The following is a 17741-nucleotide window of genomic DNA, read 5'->3' as shown; positions in this document are numbered from 1 at the left end:
AGCCGTGCCTGCCGGCTGCGCGGACGCGGAGCCGGGACAGCGTATTTTTGGGGTGCCGCGGTCAGTCGATAGCGGGAAGTCCGGCTATGGTTGCATCGTCATGAAACGGGTTCGCACGCGCGCGACAGCATCGCGTGCAGCAGGACGTTTGCGCCCGCCTCGATCCATTCGGGCGTCGCGTCCTCGATTTCGTTGTGGCTGATGCCGTCGACGCAGGGCACGAACACCATCGACGTCGGCGCGACCTGCGCGAGATAACACGCATCGTGGCCTGCGCCCGAGACCATGTCGCGATGCGAATAACCGAATCGTTCGGCCGCCGCGCGCACGGCCTTCACGCAATCGGCGTCGAACGCCACCGGCTCGTAGTAGAAGATCTGCTCGAGCTGCGTATCGAGGCCGATGCCGGCCGCGATGCGCGCCACGGCGTCGCGCAGCGCAGCGTCCATTTGCGCGAGCACCGCATCATCAGGATGCCGAAAGTCGACGGTAAAGAACACGCGCCCCGGAATCACGTTCCGCGAATTCGGATGAACCTGCATCATGCCCACCGTCGCGCAGGCGAACGGCGCATGATCGAGCCCGATCCGGTTGACGAGGTCGACCACGCGCGACGCGCCCAGCAGCGCATCGCGACGGCGCGGCATCGGCGTCGGGCCCGCGTGCGCCTCCTGTCCCGTCAGCGTGATTTCATACCAGCGCTGCCCCTGCGCGTCGGTGACGACGCCGATCGTCTTCTGCTCCGCTTCGAGAATCGGTCCCTGCTCGATATGCAGCTCGAACGCCGCATGCAGCGGCCGCCCGCCGCACGGCACATCGCCCGCATAGCCGATGCGGGCCAGCTCGTCGCCGATCGTCTTGCCGTCGACGTCCTTGCGCGACAGCCCGTACTCGAGCGAGAACACGCCTGCAAACACGCCCGATGCGACCATCGCGGGCGCGAAGCGCGAGCCTTCCTCGTTGGTCCAGATCACCAGTTCGATCGGATGCTCGGTCTCGATCCCGTGATCGTTGAGGCTGCGGATCACTTCGAGGCCGCCGAGCACGCCGTAGATGCCGTCGAAGCGGCCGCCGGTCGGTTGCGAATCCGCATGCGAGCCGGTGACGACGGGCGCCGCGTCCGGCACGCGTCCTTCGCGACGCATGAAGACATTCCCCATCCGGTCGACCGTCACCGTGCAGCCGGCCGCTTTCGCCCATCCGACGATCCGGTCGCGGCCGGCCTTGTCGAGATCCGTGAGCGCAAGACGGCAAACGCCGCCCTTCGGTGTCGCGCCGATGGTCGCCATCGACATCAGGCTGTCCCACAAACGCTTGCCGTCGACCTTGATCGACGGATCGATATCTGCCCGCTTCACTGTTTCCGATACTGCGCTCATTCGCGTCGCTCCTCTGGATCAGTCCTGCTGTCGGTTCAATCGATACCGGTGCACGCGGGATGCATTCCGGTGCATGTCCGCACGCGCACGGTGCACGTTTCCGGCTGTCGTCCGCCGCATGACCGGGCGTTTCACCCGCATCATCCGCCGCTCTCCGAATCCTGTCCGATTGGACAGGTTTTAGGCGAAACCGTCCGCCAAATCAACGTCTTTCTTGCGTGAACGGATATAGCGAGAAGCGTGCCATCGCATCGCAGCATCGGGGAGTGGCCATGCATTCCGCGCGCGTGTCATCCTGCGGTTCAGAGGCTAGAATGAAGCGCGATGCGGCATGCGTGCCGCGCGAGGCCAACGATGAAACATGACGAAGCCGTAGCCGACATGACGGATAGCGCCGCAACGTCCCCGCCTTTGCGGCGGCGCAAGGCGCACATCCGCGAGTCGAACGAGGCACATCTGCTCGCGTGTGCGGAGGCCGTCTTTGCCGAACGCGGGCTCGAAGGTGCGAGCACCGCGATGATCGCGGAACGCGCCGGATTGCCGAAAGCCAACCTGCACTACTACTTCCCGACGAAGCTTGCGCTGTATCGTCGCGTGCTCGAGGATGTGTTCGAGGACTGGCATCGTGCCGCCAACACGTTCGAAGGCAGTGACGATCCGGTGGCCGCGATCGGCGGCTACGTGCGCGTGAAGATGGAGCTGTCGCGCCGGCGGCCGCTCGGTTCGAAGGTCTGGGCCAACGAGATCATCCAGGGTGCCGAGCACATGCAGGACATCCTCTCGCAGCGCGTCAAGCCGTGGCTCGACACGCGCGTGACCGTGATCGACGACTGGATCGCGCGCGGGCTGGTCGCGCCGGTCGACCCACAGGCGCTGATGTACATGATCTGGGCGACGACGCAGCACTATGCGGATTTCGACGCGCAGATCCGCGCGTTGAGCGGGAAGCGGGCGCTGACGCAGAAGGCGTTTGCCGAGAAGACGGAACAGGTCGTGGAGCTTGTGATTCGCGCATGCGGGGCAGTTTCACCGAACGCGAAGCGACAGGCCTGAAAAGTCGCAGTGGATGTGAACGGGCGCGGATGCAATGCGCACCCGCGCTGGATCGTCACACCGAACGCCCGCCGTCTACGGGTACATCGATCCCCGTCAGAAACCGTGCGTCGTCGCTCGCGAGAAACACCGCCACGTTGCCGACATCGGCGGGATCGCACATTCGGCCAAGCGGAATCGTCGAGATAAAACGCGAGCGGTTCTCGGGCGTATCGGGTACGCCCATGAATTCCTGCAGCAGCGCGGTCGCCGCCATGACCGGCGAGATCAGATTGACGCGAATACCGTCGGCGGCCAATTCGACGGCCATCGACTTCGACATCACGCTCACGGCACCCTTCGAGCTGTTGTACCAGGTCAGCCCGGGCCGCGGACGGTGGCTGCCGACCGACCCGACATTGAGGATCACGCCCGTTTTCCTCGCCTTCATCAGCGGCACCACCGCACGCGTCATGTGAAATATCGACTTTACATTGACGGCAAACACCCGATCGAAGATCGCCTCGTCGACTTCGAGCATCGATCCGTTCCGATGGGTCGTGCCCGCGTTGTTGACCACGATGTCGGGCACGCCGAACGTGTCGACGCAGTGCCGAACGGCAGCCCCGACGTGGTCCGCCTGCGTCACGTCGCAAGCGATGCCGCTCGCGTTTTCGCCAAGCTCTCCGGCAAGCCGCTGCACCGCGTCGCCGTTGATATCGGCCAGCACGACACGTGCGTTCTCTTCCACATACGCGCGCGCGATTGCGGCACCGAAGCCGCTTCCCGCACCCGTCACGATTGCAACGCGGTTCTCCAGTCTGGACATATCCGTCTCCTATTGAAATTGCTGGACAATCGTCTTGACCGTGCTCATTTCGTCGAGCGCGATCATGCCCTTCTCGCGCCCGTGGCCGCTATGCTTCACCCCGCCGAACGGAAGCTCGACCCCGCCGCCGGCGCCATAGCAGTTGATGAAAACCTGGCCGCTGCGCACGCGCCGGCTGACGCGGGCCTGACGACTGCCGTTCTCGGTCCACACGCCCGCGACGAGACCGTATTCCGTGTCGTTCGCCAGACCGATCGCATCGTCCTCGTCGGTAAAGGGCATCACGGCAAGCACCGGGCCGAATACCTCACGGCGCGCAAGCGGGTGATCGCGAGGTACCGGCCCGAGCAGCACGGGCGCCACGAACCAGCCGCCGTCTGCCAGCCCCTGCGCCAGCCCGCCTCGCGCGATCACCGGCACGCCCCCGGCCAGCGCGTCGTCGATGCAGGTCCGAACCCGCCGATACTGGCGCGCGTTGATGATCGGTCCGCAGTCGAGATCCATATCCGGCGTGCCGACCCGCGTTGCCGCAAAGGCTTCCGCGACCCGGCCGACCAGACGGTCGTAGATCCCCCGTTGCACCAGCAGCCGGCTGCCGGCCGAACACGTCTGTCCGGCGTTCTGCACGATCGCCTTGACGATCGCCGGCACCGCGCGATCGATGTCCGCGTCGTCGAACACGATCTGCGGCGACTTTCCGCCGAGTTCGAGCGCGCAGCGCACGTGGTTGTCCGCCGTTGCGCGCTGGATCTGCGCGCCGACCTCAGGCGAGCCGGTGAATGTCGCGAAGTCGATACCGCGGTGCGAGGCCAGCGCTGCGCCGGCCTCGGCCCCGTAGCCGGTGACGAGGTTCAGTGCGCCCGGCGGCAAGCCCGCCTCGATGGCCAGTTCGGCAAGCCGTATCGCACTCTGGCACGCGTCTTCCGACGGCTTGACGATGGCCGCATTGCCCATCGCGAGCGCAGGCGCGAGTGTCCGCCCCATCATCTGCGCCGGATAGTTCCACGGGATGATATGGGCCGTCACGCCAAGCGGCTCCCGCACGACACTGACGTTGTAGCCGTCGAGGTACGGGATCGTCTGACCGTGAACCTTGTCGGCGGCGCCACCGTAGAACTCGAAGTAGCGCGCAACCGCGTTCGCATCGGCACGCGCGGCCGACATCGGCTTGCCCGTGTCACGCGCCTCGATCCGTGCAAGCGCTTCGCGGTTGTCCAGGATCAACCCCGCGAGCCGCTGCATGATCCGGCCACGTTCGACCGCGCTCGTCGCACCCCATTCGCCGTCGAGCGCCGCGCGCGCCGCCCTCACCGCGCAATCGACGTCTGCAGCCGCGCCGCGACTGATCTGCGCGAACGACACACCCGTGCAAGGATCGACGACGTCGATGCAGCGCCCATCCGCCGCGTCGAGCCATTTGCCGCCAATCAGTATCGTCTTCATCGCCCCTCCTCCGTCCAGTTCATCGGTACGCCCGCGGCTTACTGGTTGCCTGGCTGCGAGTCGACCGCCTCGACTTCCTTCATGAACACCTTGTCGTTGTAGTGGTACAAATCATCGAGGTACGGCACGAAGAACTCGTAGAAGGTACGCGAGTCGTACTTCGGCGATTCGCCCGGCCCGACACAGGCCGGAATCGGCGCGACGCTCGCGTCGTCGTCCGGATAGAAGAAGAATGTGAGCGCATAGCGCTTGGTCGGCGGATTGACGACGCGATGCGGCGTCGCAATGAAGCGGTCGTTCGAGAGCCGATTCAAAACCTGCCCCGTGTTCACGATCAGCGCGTGCTCGACATACTCGACGTCGAGCCACTCGCGCGACGGCTTCATGACCTGCAGGCCGGGAACCGGCGTCATCGGCAGGAGCGTCAGGAAGCTGCCGTCCGAGTGCGGGGCAAGCGCATATTGCCCTTCCTCCATCTTTTCCTCGGGGTGGTAATACGCGCACCGTTGATAGTATTCAGGCATCTTGAACATATTGTCGAAATAACCGGCCGGCAATTCGAGTGCGCGCGCATAGATCGGCAACAACCTTAGTGCGAGCCGCTCCATCGACAACTGGTATGAGAGCAGCGTCTTTCTGAATTCCGGCAGACTGTCCGGCCACTGATTGAGCCCGCGATGGCGCACGTTCTCACGCACTTTCGGATCGTCGGCGGTCCGCTCGCGCATGAAGAGCCACGCGGCATTGGTGTCCTTCTTCGTGTTGAGCGCGATCTTTTCCATGATCGCCCGCGACTGCAGGATCGACGCCTTCGGCGGCAGGTAGCCCTGGTGGTGATAGCCGACGCGATGCCTGAGTTTCTCTTCCATCGGAATCTCGAACAGCGCGGCGGTCTGGGCGAACGAATCGTCGATGAGCGAGCGCGGGATGCCGTGATTGACGATCGCGAAGAAGCCGAGGTTCTCCTGGATCATCTTGACATCGGCGCCGAGCTGCTCGAGCGCCCCCTGTTCACCGGCCAGCCAGGGACCGACATCCAGGACCGGAATGTTGGTGCCACGCCGGATCGCGTCGAGGGCTCCGGCCGACGGATCGGCCTGTAGCGGCTGCTTGCCGGCTTGCGCATGCGAAGTCGTCATGATTGTCTCCTGAGTGTTTCGTCTATCTGGAAAGGTGGATGGCAATACACTGCCTGCCGGCTTCTGCGTCCGGCTCTCGACTCGATCGAACCTCGAAACGACGTTCGGCGTATCACGAATATTCCGGACCGCGACGCTGAGCCGCACACAGCGCGAGCAACGTCGCGCGCCGCGCCGGGTCCGCAGCGACGTTCCGCAAGCGCGCGAGCGCGTCCCACAGTTCGTCATCGATGGGTGCGCCAAGCTTCGCGGCATCGAGCAACCGGACAACCACGAGACGCGGATGCCCGAGCTTCACGCTATGACGCAGCAATTGCAGCGCTGCGTCGCGAGCGCTGCAGGTGTCCGCATCGGACGCCGACTCGCGCATCCCCACGCGCATGGTTTTCTTTAGCGACCTGATCTGCTCACGTGGCATTGGCTTATCTCCCGATCCGGTCATTCGATTGCCGGCCGGCGCCGGGACCGGGACCGGCTACGCATTCGGCACGCTCGTCGCGCGCGCACACGCATGCCGCGATACGCCGCATCTGCTCGCTCACCGGTAGCGAAAAAAAACCCTCTTCCTGACGCGCGATCGCGCGAACGACGCGCGCGTCGAACAGCCGCTTCAGCCGATAGCGGGCGCGCGCATCGCACAATGCGTCGTACTGCAGATTGATACGAAGCCAGGCCTGATGCGCGTCGATCGCGTCGGACAGCGCGCGGATCGATGCCGGCTGGCTGGCTGCAGTCAGCAGCACGGGCGGAACCCATGCGCCGTCGGGACGCCGGGTGACAGCGGCAATGCGCCGGATGTCGGTGGCCATTCGCTGCGCGCCCTGCAAATCCGCCTTGTTGACGACGAAGATATCGGCCATCTCCATGATCCCGGCCTTCATGGCCTGCACGATGTCGCCGCTGTCGGGCAAGAGCAGCAGGACCAGCGTGTCCACCTGCTGGCGCGCCGCGTACTCGGCCTGGCCGACGCCCACCGTCTCGAGCAGCACCTCGGCAAAGCCGAACGCATCCATCGCATCGAGCATCTCGGGCATGTTGTCGGCGAGCCCGTCGGATGTGCCGCGCGAGCCGAGCGAGCGGATATAGAGGTCGGCGCTGCCGTCGAGTTCGTCCATCCGGATCCGGTCGCCAAGAATGGCGCCCCCGCTCGTCGGGCTGCTCGGATCGACGGCCAGCACGCCGATGCGGCCACGCGTGGCTCGCTCGAGCGCAAGGCGGCCGAGCAGCGTGCTCTTGCCCGCGCCGGGCGCGCCCGTGATACCGATGCGGCGCGCCGGCTGCGACGTGGCGCCCGTCGCCGGCGGCGTTGGCATGTCGCACACGTCGGCATTCGCGATGCGCGTGAGCGTGCGGCCGAGCGCGTGTCGGTCAAGCGGCGGCAGCGTCATGTAGCCACCTTGCCCAGCACGTCGTCGCGATGCTCGTCGAGGAGCGGCGGCAGGCCGTACGCAGGACGAAAACCCGAGAAGCGAATCGGACTCGCGACGCCCCGCAGCGGCAAGCGCCCGTCGCCGAGCGGCACGACGAGGCCGCGGGCGGCGGCGATCTCGCTGCGCAACGCATCGTTCAGCGTGCCGATCTCCGACACGACAACACCGCGCGGCGTGAGCCGCCGCACCCATTGCGCCGCCGGCGCCGTTCGCAACACATCGGCAATCGCGGCGACAACCACGTCGCGGTGCACGCGCCGCGCCGCCATCGTCGCAAACCTCGGGTCGGTGAGCCACGCGGGCTGCGCGATCTCGTTGCAGAAAATCCGCCAGAAGCGGTCGTGGCTGATGAACAGCGTGAGCCAGCCGTCTGCTGTCGGGAAAATCTGCGCCGGCACGAGATACGGGTGCGACGAATGCGCGAGCCGCTCGACGGTTTCCCCGGCGTTCAACGCAGCGCTCGCCAGGTAGTTCAGCTGCGACAGCATCACGTCGTACATCGCGACGTCGACCTGCCCGCCCTCCCCCTGCACAAGCTTCGCCAGCAGGCCGACGGCGGCAACCAGCCCGGCCGAGTTGTCGACAGCGGAATAGCCCGCCTTGGTCGGCGGCGCGTTCGGGTCGCCGGTCAGTGCCATGATCCCGGTCATCGCCTGGATCACGTAGTCGTACGCGGGACTATCGGAAAACGGGCCGTCAAGCCCGTAGCCGGTCAGCGCGACGCACACGAGACGCTCGTTCCGGCGCCGCAGCGCATCGTATGTGAGGCCGAGCTTGCGGATCGCAGACGGCCGCAGATTGGTCACGAGCGCGTGAGCGGAACCCGCGAGGTGCTCGAGGGCCGCGCGCCCGTCGCCGCTCGCGAGATCGAGCACCACGCTCTTCTTGTTGCGGTTCAGGCTCGCAAAGTACGCGTTGTGCGGGCCGATGAAATGCGGACTGACCGTGCGGCCGATGTCGCCATCCGGCGTCTCGATCTTGATGATCTCGGCACCCATGTCGGCGAGCATCAGCGTACAGTACGGGCCGGCGAGCATGTGCGCGACCTCGATGACGCGGACACCTGCAAGCGGCGCGCTCACGACAGGCGCTCCGCAAGCGTCGCGACGACCCGCTCGAGCGGCATGTCGGCAGTGAATACGCCGGCCACGCCGAGTTCGCGAAGGTACGGATGATCCTCGGCCGGAATGGTACCGCCTACGAACACCTTCACATCGGGTGCGCCGCTTGCCCGCAACTGCGCAATGACATCGCGCACAAGCTCCTTGTGGCTGCCCGACAGGATGCTCAGACCGACCGCATCGACACCTTCGTCGACCGCAACCTGAGCGATCTGCAGCGGGCTGCGCCGCAGCCCCGTATAGATCACTTCGGCGCCTGCGTTGCGTAACGTGAGCGCGATGATCTTCGCGCCGATATCGTGGCCGTCCAGCCCGGGCTTCCCGATCAGAATCCGCTTGCCGGCCAGCGCGGCGGTCGCTTGAACGTTGCTCATAGACTCACGGGCTCCTTGAATTCGCCCCACACTTGCTTCAGGCACGAGACCATCTCGCCGACCGTTGCATACGCATGACAGCAATCGACCAGATAGGGCATCACGTTCCCGTCGTCACGGGCGGCAGCAGCGGCGAGGCGCGCGAGCGACCGGTCCACGGCCGCCTGCCGGCGCGTATCGAGCGTGCGCTGAAATTTCTCGAGCGCACGCTGCGCGACGGTCGGATCCAGCGTGAACACTTCACCGACCCGGACCTCCTCGCCGGCTTTCCTGAAGTGGTTCTGGCCCACGATCACGTTGAGCCCGCCGTCGGTATCGAGCTTGCGCTCGAGGCCGCGCTCCGCGAGCCGGAGCTGAATCCAGCCGTCCTCGATGGCGCGCACGACCCCGCCATACGCGTCGATCTCCGCCATGACATCGAGGATCTGCTGCTCCATGCGGTCGGTGTGCTGCTCGAGGAAATAGCTGCCGCCGAGCGGATCGACCGTGCGGCCGATACCGCTCTCGTAGGCAATGATCTGCTGTGTGCGGACGGCAAGTTCCGCCGAGAACTCGGTCGGGATCTGGAATGCCTCGTCGAATGCGCACGTGAAGATCGACTGCGCGCCGCCGAACACGGCCGCCATCGTCTCGACCGCCACGCGTACCACATTGTTGTACGGCTGTGGTGCGACGAGCGACGAGCCGCCGCACACGACGCCGAACCGGAAATGTTGTGCGCGCGGATCCAGCGCGCCGTATCGATCCTTCATGAAACGCGCCCACAGCCGCCGTCCCGCGCGAAATTTCGCGATCTCGTCGAAGAAATCCATGTGCACGTAGAAAAAGAACGACAGGCGCTTTGCGAACTTCTCGATGTCACCGCCACGCGCGCGCAGCTCGTCGACATACGCGAGGCCGTTCGCCAGCGTATAGGCCATTTCCTCGGCCGCCGTCGCGCCGGCATCCCGCACATGCGCACCCGCGATACTGATCGGATTGAAGCGTGGCGACACTTCGTTCGAGTACAGGATCGTATCGGCGATGAGTCGCATCGACGGCCGCACCGGGAAGATCCATGTGCCGCGTGCGACATATTCCTTGAGGATGTCGTTCTGGATCGTACCTGTCAGCTGGCTGCGCGGCACGTTCTGCTTGTCGGCGACCGCGAGGTACATCGCATAGATGATGGCGGCCGTGCCGTTGATCGTGAACGACGTCGAGATCTTCGAAAGATCGAGTCCGTCGAACAGGATTTCCGCCTCGCTCAGGTTCGACAGCGACACACCCACCTTGCCGATTTCCGGCCGCGCCATCGGATGCGTCGGATCGAAACCACACTGCGTCGGCAGGTCGAGTGCGACCGACAGTCCGGTCTGGCCCTGGGCAAGCAGGAACTTGTAGCGCTCGTTGGATTCCTCGGCGGTCCCGAAGCCGGAATACTGGCGGATCGTCCACAACCTTCCCTGATAGCCGTCCGGGAAAATGCCGCGAGTGAACGGAAATTCGCCCGGCATGCCGATGCGCGCGCCGTCCGCGCCGTCGGCCGGGCCTGTCACGCTCGTCGGAACGTCGATGCCGCTCGGGCTGACCGGGCGCAGCAGGGGTTCGGCGAGGCCGGAAGGATCCGCCACCGCAGCGTTCTCGCCTTTGCTCATTTCGTGCCCTTGTCGAGAAATGTGTCCGACGCGCGCCAGTGATCGTCGTGGAGCCATGTCGTCAGCAACTGCTGCTGTTCGACACGCCGTGCAGCATCGCCGGACGCACCCTCGCGCCACGCGATGACCTGCGCCTTGATGCCGCGCAGCACTTGCGGCGCACAGGCGAGCAACGGCGCAAGAAAATCTCGAACGTCGGCGCCATGCGGCCCGTCCGCGATCACGGCATCGGCGAGTCCCCATGACAGCGCGCATGCCGCATCGACCATTTCGCAGCGGCTCATCATTCGCATCGCGCGCGCGCCGCCCACCGTGCGGCAAAGGTCTGGGCCGCCGCCCCAGGCGGAAGTGATCGCGAGCCTCGCCTGCACGAATCCGATACGCGCATGCGCCGCCTGCATCCGCATGTCGCACGCGAGCGCCAGTTCGGCGCCACCGCCGATCGCATCGCCGTTGAGCATGGCGATCACCGGCACCGGACAATGGCGCAGCGCATCGAGCGCGCCACGCGCCTGCTCGCTCATCGCCAGCGTCGCGTCGGCATCGCGCACGCCGGACAAATCCCGCAGGTCGCCACCCGCAGCGAAGAATCGATCGCCTGCCCCCGTCAGCACGATGCAGCGCAAGTCGACGCGCGCAGCCGCGTCATCGACGGCCCGTGCAATTGCCGACAGCACGTGGCGCGCCAGCGCGTTGTGCTTGTGCGCGCGATCGATCGTGATCCAGAGCGCACCGTCGACACGCATCTCCACGATGATTTCGTTACCTGTCTGCACGCCGTTTTGTCTCCGGTTTGTGTTTGAGTCGATGCTAGTATCTGACTTGTTCACGAACAAGAAACCGAATTCAGCATGTCGAACAAACGGCGACTGAATCGAGCAATTCGCGAGATGCGACGCCGTTTGTTCAGCGGGCTGAACACAACTTCCGGCAAAGGGGGAGACAAAGCGATGAGCGGAATCTCGGTAACGGCGGTCGAGCGGGTCATCGACATTCTCGAAGCATTCCAGGTGCACCAGCGGCCGCTGTCGCTGACTGAGCTCGCCGAAGCGGTCGACATTCCGAAAAGCACCTGCCATGCGATCGTGCAGACGCTGATGGCGCGCGGCTATCTGTATACGTTGACGCGCCCGCGCTCGCTGTATCCGACGCGACGCATCTACGACGTGACGCGCGACATTGCCGCCAAGGACCCGTTCATCGAACGCGCGACGCCGGTACTCGAGCGTCTGCGCGATACGACGCGCGAGACCGTCATCCTCGGCAAGCGCCAGGGGAACGCCGTGATTTACCTGCAGGTCGTCGAAGGACTTCATGCGATCCGCTATTCGGCGAAACCGGGTGAGTTCAAGCCGCTGCATTCGAGCTCGATCGGCAAGGCACTGCTCGGCGGTCTCAAGGAGACGGAGCTGCGTGCGTGGCTCGACGGCCGACAATTGCCGGCCATCACGACGGCGACGCAAACGGATCATGAAGCGCTTGTCCGGGAACTGCAGGACAGCCGTCGTGCCGGCTATTTCGTCACGCGCGGCGAGAACGTATGCGACGTCTGGGCGGTCGCGGCCTATCTCACGCTCAACCACGAAACGCTCGCGATCGCAGTCGCAGGCCCGCGCAATCGCATGGAAGGCTGCGTGACCGAATGCGCGAAGGTCCTCGTAGCGACGTGCAGTCTTCTCACGCGCCAGTTGGCCGGCACCGGCATCCCCGCATAAGCGCATCGGATCGAGTATCGGGCGCGCGCCGAAACGCGCGGCCGAACGACGGATCGTCGCGCTCACGGCCGCACGCGCGGCGGCCCCGGACGACAACGCATCACTTTGCCCGGCAACCGGGCGTTCCCATCGCAGCATGCGCCTCCGATTCGTCCGCGTGAATCCGCCGGCGCCCGGTGGCGCCACGCGACACCGTCTGCGAGCACGATCCGCTCGCGCCAGCCCCTCGCAAGCATCCACGAAAGCATGCGCACGGGTGCAACGAAATTGTGTGCACCGTACTTCAGTAATCACGCTATCAGCCGGCGGTTCTGGATTGCTATGTTGGCTTCCAGCGAAGGGATGCGCGAACGGATCGGGCGCCCTCGCGTATCCCCAACCTTCTCAGGTCCCAAACCATGCCCGAGCTTCACGAACTGTCCGCAACAGAACTATCGACACGCTTTCGGTCACGCAGCCTGACGCCAACCGACTTCGCGAACGCGCTGCTCGATCACGTCGTCCGCTGGGAACCGCACATCAATGCGCTTGCGCAATTCGAGCCGGCTCGCGTTCGCGCGCAGGCGGCTGCATCCACGCAACGCTGGGCTGCCGGCCAGCCGCTCAGCGACATCGACGGCGTGCCGGTCACGCTCAAGGAACTGATCGCGACCGAAGGCGACCGGATACGACAGGGGACAACCGCGACCCGGTCGACCCCGGCAAGCGTCGACGCCCCCATCGCGATGCGCTTGCGCGAGGCCGGTGCGGTGCTGCTCGGCAAGACGACCGTACCCGACTACAGCATGCTCGCGTCCGGCGCTTCGAGCTTGTATGGCGTGACGCGCAACCCATGGTGCGTCGACAACAATACGGGCGGTTCGAGCAGCGGCACAGCTGCTGCCGCCGCGGCTGGATATGGTCCGCTGCACGTCGGCACGGACATCGGCGGCTCGATCCGCATTCCGTCCGCACTGTGCGGCCTCGTCGGATTCAAGCCATCGCTCGGACGCGTGCCGATCGATCCGTACTACACGGGTCGCTGCGCCGGACCGATGACACGCACGATCGACGACGCCGCGCTGCTGATGCGTCATATCGCGCAACCGGACTGGCGCGATGCGACCAGTTTGCCGCCCGATCCGATTGACTGGTCGATTGCCGCCGCCGACGTTCGCGGCAAGCGGATCGGCCTGCTGCTGGACATGGGCTGCGGGCTGGCGCCCGACGTGGAAATCGTCCGCGCGGTCGAAGCGGCCGCCGAAACGTTTCGCGCGCATGGCGCCGTGATCGTCCCGTTGCCGCCCATGCTGAACCAGGCGATGCTCGATGGCCTCGATCGCTTCTGGCAGGCGCGCATGTGGGCCGAACTCGAGCGCCTGTCTGACGATGCGCGCGAGCGCGTGTTGCCTTATGTCGTCGCGTGGGGACGCCAGGGTGCGAGCGTCTCCGGTGTCGAGGCCGTACGCGGTTTCACGCGTACGTTCGAGATGCGTGCAGCGGCGGCACGTGTGTTCCAGAACGTCGACGCGTTGCTGTCGCCGACCACGCCGGTCGCGTCCTATCCAGCGGAATGGGCAAGCCCGACCAATGACCCGACACGCGCGCTGGATCCGATTGCATTGACCGTCGGCTGGAACATGGGCGAGCAGCCGGCGCTCTCGATCAACTGCGGATTTACCGCCAGCGGCGCGCCAATCGGCCTCCAGATCGTCGGCCCGCGCTTTGCGGACCGGTGGGTCCTGCAGCTCGGGAAGGCTTACGAAACCTGGCGCGGTGCGATGCCGTCGTGGCCGTCGCCCCCCCACTGACCGGCGCGTCTCGCCGTCCGTCTGGATGCCGGCCCGCGACGCCGACATCCGTCTCATCCGCCATCCTGCTCCGGCATGACCAGACTGCGTCGTCATGCCGGCGGGAATCGCTCGTCCTTATCGGGGAAGCCGTCATGGAAGACATGCTGGATCCGGCGTATCGCGCGTCGAACGCCACGCCGCTCACGCCGACCGCGAACATACGCCGCAACGTTGCTGCGGTCGCACTCGGCAATGCCGTCGAGTACTTTGACTTCGGCACCTACGCCACCTTCGCCGTCATGATCGGCCACACGTTCTTTCCGACGCAGAACGCGTTCATGCGGCTGCTGCTGTCGGTGTCCGTGTTCGGACTCGGCTTCGTCGTCCGCCCGCTCGGCGCCGTGCTGATCGGCGCCTATGCGGACCGGGTCGGCCGCAAGCCGGCGATGATGCTGACGCTCGTGATGATGGCAGTCGGCACCGCCGCGATGGCCGTGTTGCCGGGTTACCAGACGATCGGCATCGCCGCTCCGATCCTGCTCGTGTGCACGCGACTCGTCCAGGGGCTCGCATGGGGCGGTGAAGCGGGTCCCGCAACGACGTACATGCTCGAATCGGCACCATCCGGCCAGCGCGGAACCTATGCTTGCTGGCAGCTCGCGACGCAGGGCTTCGCGACGATCGCCGCGGGCGTGTGCGGCTATCTGCTGACGGTTTCGCTGTCCGAGGCAGACCTGTACGCCTGGGGCTGGCGGGTGCCGTTCGCGTTCGGCCTGCTGGTCCTGCCGATCGGCGTCTACATCCGCCGCAGGCTGTCTGACACGGTCGATACGGACGATGCCCACGCATCGACAGGGGAGATCCTGCGCGAGCTGAACCGTGGCCATCGCGGACGTATTGCACTCGGCCTGATGATGATTTTCGGCATCACGATCACGCAGTACTTCCTGAACTACATGACCACGTTCGCGCTGACGGACCTGCATCTGCCCGAAAGCGTCGCCATGCTCGCCACGCTGACGACCGGTTCCGTGCTCGCCGTGTTCGCGCTGATCGGCGGGCGCCTCTGCGACAGGTACGGTCGTCGCCCCGTGCTCATCTGGCCGCGGGTCGCGCTACTGCTCCTGATCGTTCCGGCGATGAAGCTGATCGTCGCTCATCCGACGCCGGCCGTACTGCTCGTCGCGCTCGCGTTGCTGACCGCACTGCACGGCATCAGCGCGTCAGCCGTCATCGTGCTGATCGCCGAGAGCTTTCCGCGTCGCGTCCGTTCGACCGGATTCTCGATCGTCTACGCGGTCGCCGTGTCGTTATTCGGCGGCACCGCGCAAAGCATCGTGACCTGGCTGATCGGTACCACCGGCGATCCGATGTCACCGACCGGATATCTGCTCGCCACCAATCTCGTCAGCATCATCGCCAGCTTCCTCGCGTCGGAGACTTCTCCGATGCATCGCGCAACGCGTTGACCTCCCACCCCATTCGACCTTCACAACCATCCATGATGCGGGACACTTTCATGAAGAGCCGCGTACCGTGCGGTGCGACGCAACCGGACGAGCACCGGCTTGCCGCAGCATTCGTCATCGCCGCCGGGTGCGCCGCCTTCGGCTCCACGGCATCGGCGCAAGGCAGCGTCACGCTGTACGGCTTGCTCGACGCCGGCATCCAGTACAAGACCCAGGCGAATGCGGCTGGCAACAGCGTCGTCACGTCCACCAACGCGAACGCAGCGTATCCGTCGCGCTTCGGGCTGCGGATCGCGGAAGACCTCGGCGGCGGCATGCAGGTGATCGCCCAGCTCGAAAACGGCTTCTCGCTCAGCACCGGCGCGCTCGCATCGGCCGATACGATGTTCAACCGGATCGCGCTCGTTGGTCTGCGCAGCGACCGGCTCGGCACACTGACGTTCGGCCACCAATACAGTGTGCAGTACGACAAGACCGTGCTGTACGATCCAACGCTTTTCAACAATTACTCGATCTACTCGCTCAACATCATCCCGCCTGCAACCGTGCGGCTCGACAACTCGGTCAAATACCTGTCGCCGGAATTCCGCGGGCTGTCGGTCGAGGGCATGTTCGGCTTTGGGCAGCAGTTGCCCGGCCATGCCGACGCGGGGCGCTACTGGGGCATCGCAGCGGAGTACAAGCCGGGCGACCTGTGGCTGCGCGCGGGATACGAACAAGTCAACGGAACGATATCGGGCAGCGTCGACCGGTCATCCGACGTCGACCGGCGCACGAGCTTCGCGGCCCGCTATGCGTTCGACCCGTTCAACGTCTCCGGTGGTGTCGTGCTGATTCGCGGAAACCTGCAGGCGTCGCCAGACGGCAACGTCTACTGGCTTGCCGCGCAATACATGCCGACGCCGTTCCTGAAGATCGCGGCCGAAGGCGGACGCTACGTCGTCAAGGGTAGCGGCGCACGGCCGACGCTCGCGAATCTGTCCGTGTTCTATTGGCTATCCAAGCGAACGAACGTATACGCGACGGCGGGTTATATGGTGAATGGCGGCGGCAGCAACTTCGGCGTAACGAACTACACGACGACTCCGGTCGCCAATATCTCGCAACTGGGCGCTGCCGCCGGGCTCGTCGTGAGATTCTGACGCCGGCCGCCTTCGCGTGGCCGTCACTGCCCGGAGGATTGCACGCGATGGCGCGCCATTTCGGCCTTGAGCATTTCCGCGCAGCGGTGCGCGGCAAGCGTCTGGGTGCGGTACCGGTAGGCGCACAACTCCACGCGCACCTGCTGCAGTTCGGCGTCGGCGATGCGTATGGCGTAAAGCCCGCTGTCGTCGAGCTGCGCAGCCTCGGGAGATCCGCAGCCCGCGTCGTCGGCACGCGGCGGGAAGCTGGGACGAATCAGCAACGCGGCGCCTTGGCGGGCGAGCGCATGCTGCGTTTCGAGGGAGCCCGTCGTAAACGTCGGCTTGAGCGTGATGCCGCACTGCCTGGCGACGCGATCGAGCGCCTGCCTCGTACCGAACGCGGCATTCGGCATGACGAGCGGCTCATTGATCAGTTCGGCGAGCGTGACGCTCGATCGCGAACACAAAGGATGCCCCGCCCGCACAAGCACGTGGTGCCATACGTCGACATGCGCGATCTTCTCGATGTCATCGCGATGCGGCAGGTAGTATCCGATCGCAAGATCCGCATGCCCCTGGCTCAGCGCATCGAGCGTCTCGCGCGCCGTCGCCACCGAAATATCGAACTGAATGCGTGGATATTGGCGCGTGAACGCGGCGAGCACCGGCGCAAGGAGACCTGACACGACACCCTCGGTCGTGAACACGGCAACCGTGCCGACATCAAGGTTACGGCGTTCCGAGATCAGAGTTTTGACGAGATCGAGCTCCTGCAGCACCGTGTCGACCCGTTCTGCCAGGAACTCCCCCTCCGCGGTCAGACGGATGCCGCGCGGTCCGCGTTCGAACAGCTGCACACCGAAATGATGTTCGAGCAATTCGATCTGCCGACTGATCGCCGTCGGCGCGACATGAAGCCGCTCGGACGCTTTGCGCAACGACGTGCTGTTTGCCAGTTCCTTGAAGTAGCGCAAGGTGCGAAGTTGCATCGGCTCGAATTTCAAGTAAGCGGAGGGAGCGCATGCCGGACAAGCATGGAAGACAGTATTGCCGGCTGACGCAAGGATCAGGTGCCACCGATCATCGCCGTGCGGCGCGCCGGATGTCCATCAGGAATGACCAGAGTGTCGATCGACGCCCCGAATCCGCCTCGCTTTCGCGTGTCGAGAGCCATGCGGCACTTATGATCAGCTTGGGTTTTCTTGCGCACGCAAATGGACGTCGCATGCGGATGCCAACTGTCGTTGGCGCATGAACACACCGCCATATATTTCCCG

General features: G+C 65.2%; 17 protein-coding genes. 5 read left to right on the top strand and 12 right to left on the bottom strand.

Annotation, left to right across the window (positions count from 1 at the left end):
* Positions 1-98 precede the first annotated feature (98 nt).
* On the bottom strand, positions 99-1379 hold the full coding sequence (locus tag ACV22Z_RS33300; RefSeq protein ID WP_448080503.1) for an allantoate amidohydrolase: 1281 nt from the start codon (positions 1377-1379) through the stop codon (positions 99-101).
* Between the two features lie 354 nt (positions 1380-1733).
* Here ACV22Z_RS33300 and ACV22Z_RS33295 point away from each other — a divergent pair, with 354 nt between their 5' ends.
* Positions 1734-2432, top strand: a complete 699-nt coding sequence (locus ACV22Z_RS33295) for a TetR family transcriptional regulator C-terminal domain-containing protein (RefSeq protein ID WP_448080502.1) — start codon at positions 1734-1736, stop codon at positions 2430-2432.
* Between the two features lie 55 nt (positions 2433-2487).
* Here the strand turns inward: ACV22Z_RS33295 and ACV22Z_RS33290 are convergent, their stop codons facing one another.
* From ACV22Z_RS33290 to ACV22Z_RS33250, 9 genes are all read right to left on the bottom strand, one after another.
* Positions 2488-3240 (bottom strand): SDR family oxidoreductase, encoded by a 753-nt coding sequence (locus tag ACV22Z_RS33290; protein ID WP_448080501.1) that lies wholly within the window; start codon positions 3238-3240, stop codon positions 2488-2490.
* Positions 3241-3249: 9 nt separating this feature from the next.
* Complete coding sequence (locus ACV22Z_RS33285; RefSeq protein WP_448080500.1) at positions 3250-4683, bottom strand: aldehyde dehydrogenase family protein; 1434 nt, start codon at positions 4681-4683, stop codon at positions 3250-3252.
* A 38-nt stretch (positions 4684-4721) separates the two neighbouring features.
* Positions 4722-5822 (bottom strand): isopenicillin N synthase family dioxygenase, encoded by a 1101-nt coding sequence (locus ACV22Z_RS33280; protein ID WP_448080499.1) that lies wholly within the window; start codon positions 5820-5822, stop codon positions 4722-4724.
* A gap of 112 nt (positions 5823-5934) precedes the next feature.
* A complete protein-coding gene (locus tag ACV22Z_RS33275) occupies positions 5935-6204 on the bottom strand; it encodes a hypothetical protein (RefSeq protein WP_448080498.1) in 270 nt (89 codons plus the stop codon).
* A gap of 40 nt (positions 6205-6244) precedes the next feature.
* On the bottom strand, positions 6245-7135 hold the full coding sequence (locus ACV22Z_RS33270) for an ArgK/MeaB family GTPase (protein WP_448080549.1): 891 nt from the start codon (positions 7133-7135) through the stop codon (positions 6245-6247).
* A gap of 71 nt (positions 7136-7206) precedes the next feature.
* Entirely contained in the window at positions 7207-8334 is a 1128-nt protein-coding gene (locus ACV22Z_RS33265; protein WP_448080497.1) for a CaiB/BaiF CoA transferase family protein, read from the bottom strand.
* On the bottom strand, positions 8331-8747 hold the full coding sequence (locus ACV22Z_RS33260) for a cobalamin B12-binding domain-containing protein (protein ID WP_448080496.1): 417 nt from the start codon (positions 8745-8747) through the stop codon (positions 8331-8333). The genes ACV22Z_RS33265 and ACV22Z_RS33260 overlap by 4 nt, the downstream gene beginning before the upstream one ends.
* The gene (locus ACV22Z_RS33255; RefSeq protein ID WP_448080495.1) at positions 8744-10384 is read right to left on the bottom strand and encodes an acyl-CoA mutase large subunit family protein; all 1641 of its coding nucleotides are present in this window, start codon (positions 10382-10384) and stop codon (positions 8744-8746) included. Before ACV22Z_RS33255 ends, ACV22Z_RS33260 begins: the two co-directional genes overlap by 4 nt.
* On the bottom strand, positions 10381-11463 hold the full coding sequence (locus ACV22Z_RS33250; RefSeq protein ID WP_448080494.1) for an enoyl-CoA hydratase/isomerase family protein: 1083 nt from the start codon (positions 11461-11463) through the stop codon (positions 10381-10383). The genes ACV22Z_RS33255 and ACV22Z_RS33250 overlap by 4 nt, the downstream gene beginning before the upstream one ends.
* Here ACV22Z_RS33250 and ACV22Z_RS33245 point away from each other — a divergent pair.
* The 4 genes from ACV22Z_RS33245 to ACV22Z_RS33230 all read left to right on the top strand — a co-directional run bounded on the left by ACV22Z_RS33245 (position 11395) and on the right by ACV22Z_RS33230 (position 16482).
* Positions 11395-12099 carry an IclR family transcriptional regulator gene (locus ACV22Z_RS33245; protein WP_448080493.1) on the top strand — a complete coding sequence of 235 codons (705 nt, stop codon included), beginning with the start codon at positions 11395-11397 and terminating at the stop codon, positions 12097-12099. The genes ACV22Z_RS33250 and ACV22Z_RS33245 overlap by 69 nt on opposite strands.
* 398 nt (positions 12100-12497) lie before the next feature.
* The gene (locus tag ACV22Z_RS33240; protein WP_448080492.1) at positions 12498-13889 is read left to right on the top strand and encodes an amidase; all 1392 of its coding nucleotides are present in this window, start codon (positions 12498-12500) and stop codon (positions 13887-13889) included.
* Positions 13890-14023: 134 nt separating this feature from the next.
* Positions 14024-15340: an MFS transporter gene (locus ACV22Z_RS33235; protein ID WP_448080491.1), complete on the top strand. Its 1317-nt coding sequence runs from the start codon at positions 14024-14026 to the stop codon at positions 15338-15340.
* A 50-nt stretch (positions 15341-15390) separates the two neighbouring features.
* Positions 15391-16482, top strand: coding sequence for a porin (locus tag ACV22Z_RS33230; RefSeq protein WP_448080490.1), 1092 nt, complete (start codon positions 15391-15393; stop codon positions 16480-16482).
* Between the two features lie 23 nt (positions 16483-16505).
* Here the strand turns inward: ACV22Z_RS33230 and ACV22Z_RS33225 are convergent, their stop codons facing one another.
* Positions 16506-17438, bottom strand: a complete 933-nt coding sequence (locus ACV22Z_RS33225) for a LysR family transcriptional regulator (protein ID WP_448080489.1) — start codon at positions 17436-17438, stop codon at positions 16506-16508.
* A gap of 92 nt (positions 17439-17530) precedes the next feature.
* A partial coding sequence (locus ACV22Z_RS33220) for a hypothetical protein (protein ID WP_448080488.1) occupies positions 17531-17741 on the bottom strand: 211 nt, incomplete at its 5' end.

It is taken from the genome of Burkholderia sp. PU8-34 (assembly GCF_053427725.1).
Note: the sequence above shows the minus strand (reverse complement) of the source record. Positions and strands in the feature narration are given on the sequence as shown.

Coding starts and splice junctions, on each gene's coding strand:
- ACV22Z_RS33300 (WP_448080503.1), bottom strand. CDS start 1,379: ATGAGCGCAGTATCGGAAACAGTGAAGCGGGCAGATATCGATCCGTCG.
- ACV22Z_RS33295 (WP_448080502.1), top strand. CDS start 1,734: ATGAAACATGACGAAGCCGTAGCCGACATGACGGATAGCGCCGCAACG.
- ACV22Z_RS33290 (WP_448080501.1), bottom strand. CDS start 3,240: ATGTCCAGACTGGAGAACCGCGTTGCAATCGTGACGGGTGCGGGAAGC.
- ACV22Z_RS33285 (WP_448080500.1), bottom strand. CDS start 4,683: ATGAAGACGATACTGATTGGCGGCAAATGGCTCGACGCGGCGGATGGG.
- ACV22Z_RS33280 (WP_448080499.1), bottom strand. CDS start 5,822: ATGACGACTTCGCATGCGCAAGCCGGCAAGCAGCCGCTACAGGCCGAT.
- ACV22Z_RS33275 (WP_448080498.1), bottom strand. CDS start 6,204: ATGCGCGTGGGGATGCGCGAGTCGGCGTCCGATGCGGACACCTGCAGC.
- ACV22Z_RS33270 (WP_448080549.1), bottom strand. CDS start 7,135: ATGCCAACGCCGCCGGCGACGGGCGCCACGTCGCAGCCGGCGCGCCGC.
- ACV22Z_RS33260 (WP_448080496.1), bottom strand. CDS start 8,747: ATGAGCAACGTTCAAGCGACCGCCGCGCTGGCCGGCAAGCGGATTCTG.
- ACV22Z_RS33255 (WP_448080495.1), bottom strand. CDS start 10,384: ATGAGCAAAGGCGAGAACGCTGCGGTGGCGGATCCTTCCGGCCTCGCC.
- ACV22Z_RS33250 (WP_448080494.1), bottom strand. CDS start 11,463: ATGGCAGGTGCTTTTCGGAATGTCGACCGCTTCGGCGAGCTCAGTCAG.
- ACV22Z_RS33240 (WP_448080492.1), top strand. CDS start 12,498: ATGCCCGAGCTTCACGAACTGTCCGCAACAGAACTATCGACACGCTTT.
- ACV22Z_RS33235 (WP_448080491.1), top strand. CDS start 14,024: ATGGAAGACATGCTGGATCCGGCGTATCGCGCGTCGAACGCCACGCCG.
- ACV22Z_RS33230 (WP_448080490.1), top strand. CDS start 15,391: ATGAAGAGCCGCGTACCGTGCGGTGCGACGCAACCGGACGAGCACCGG.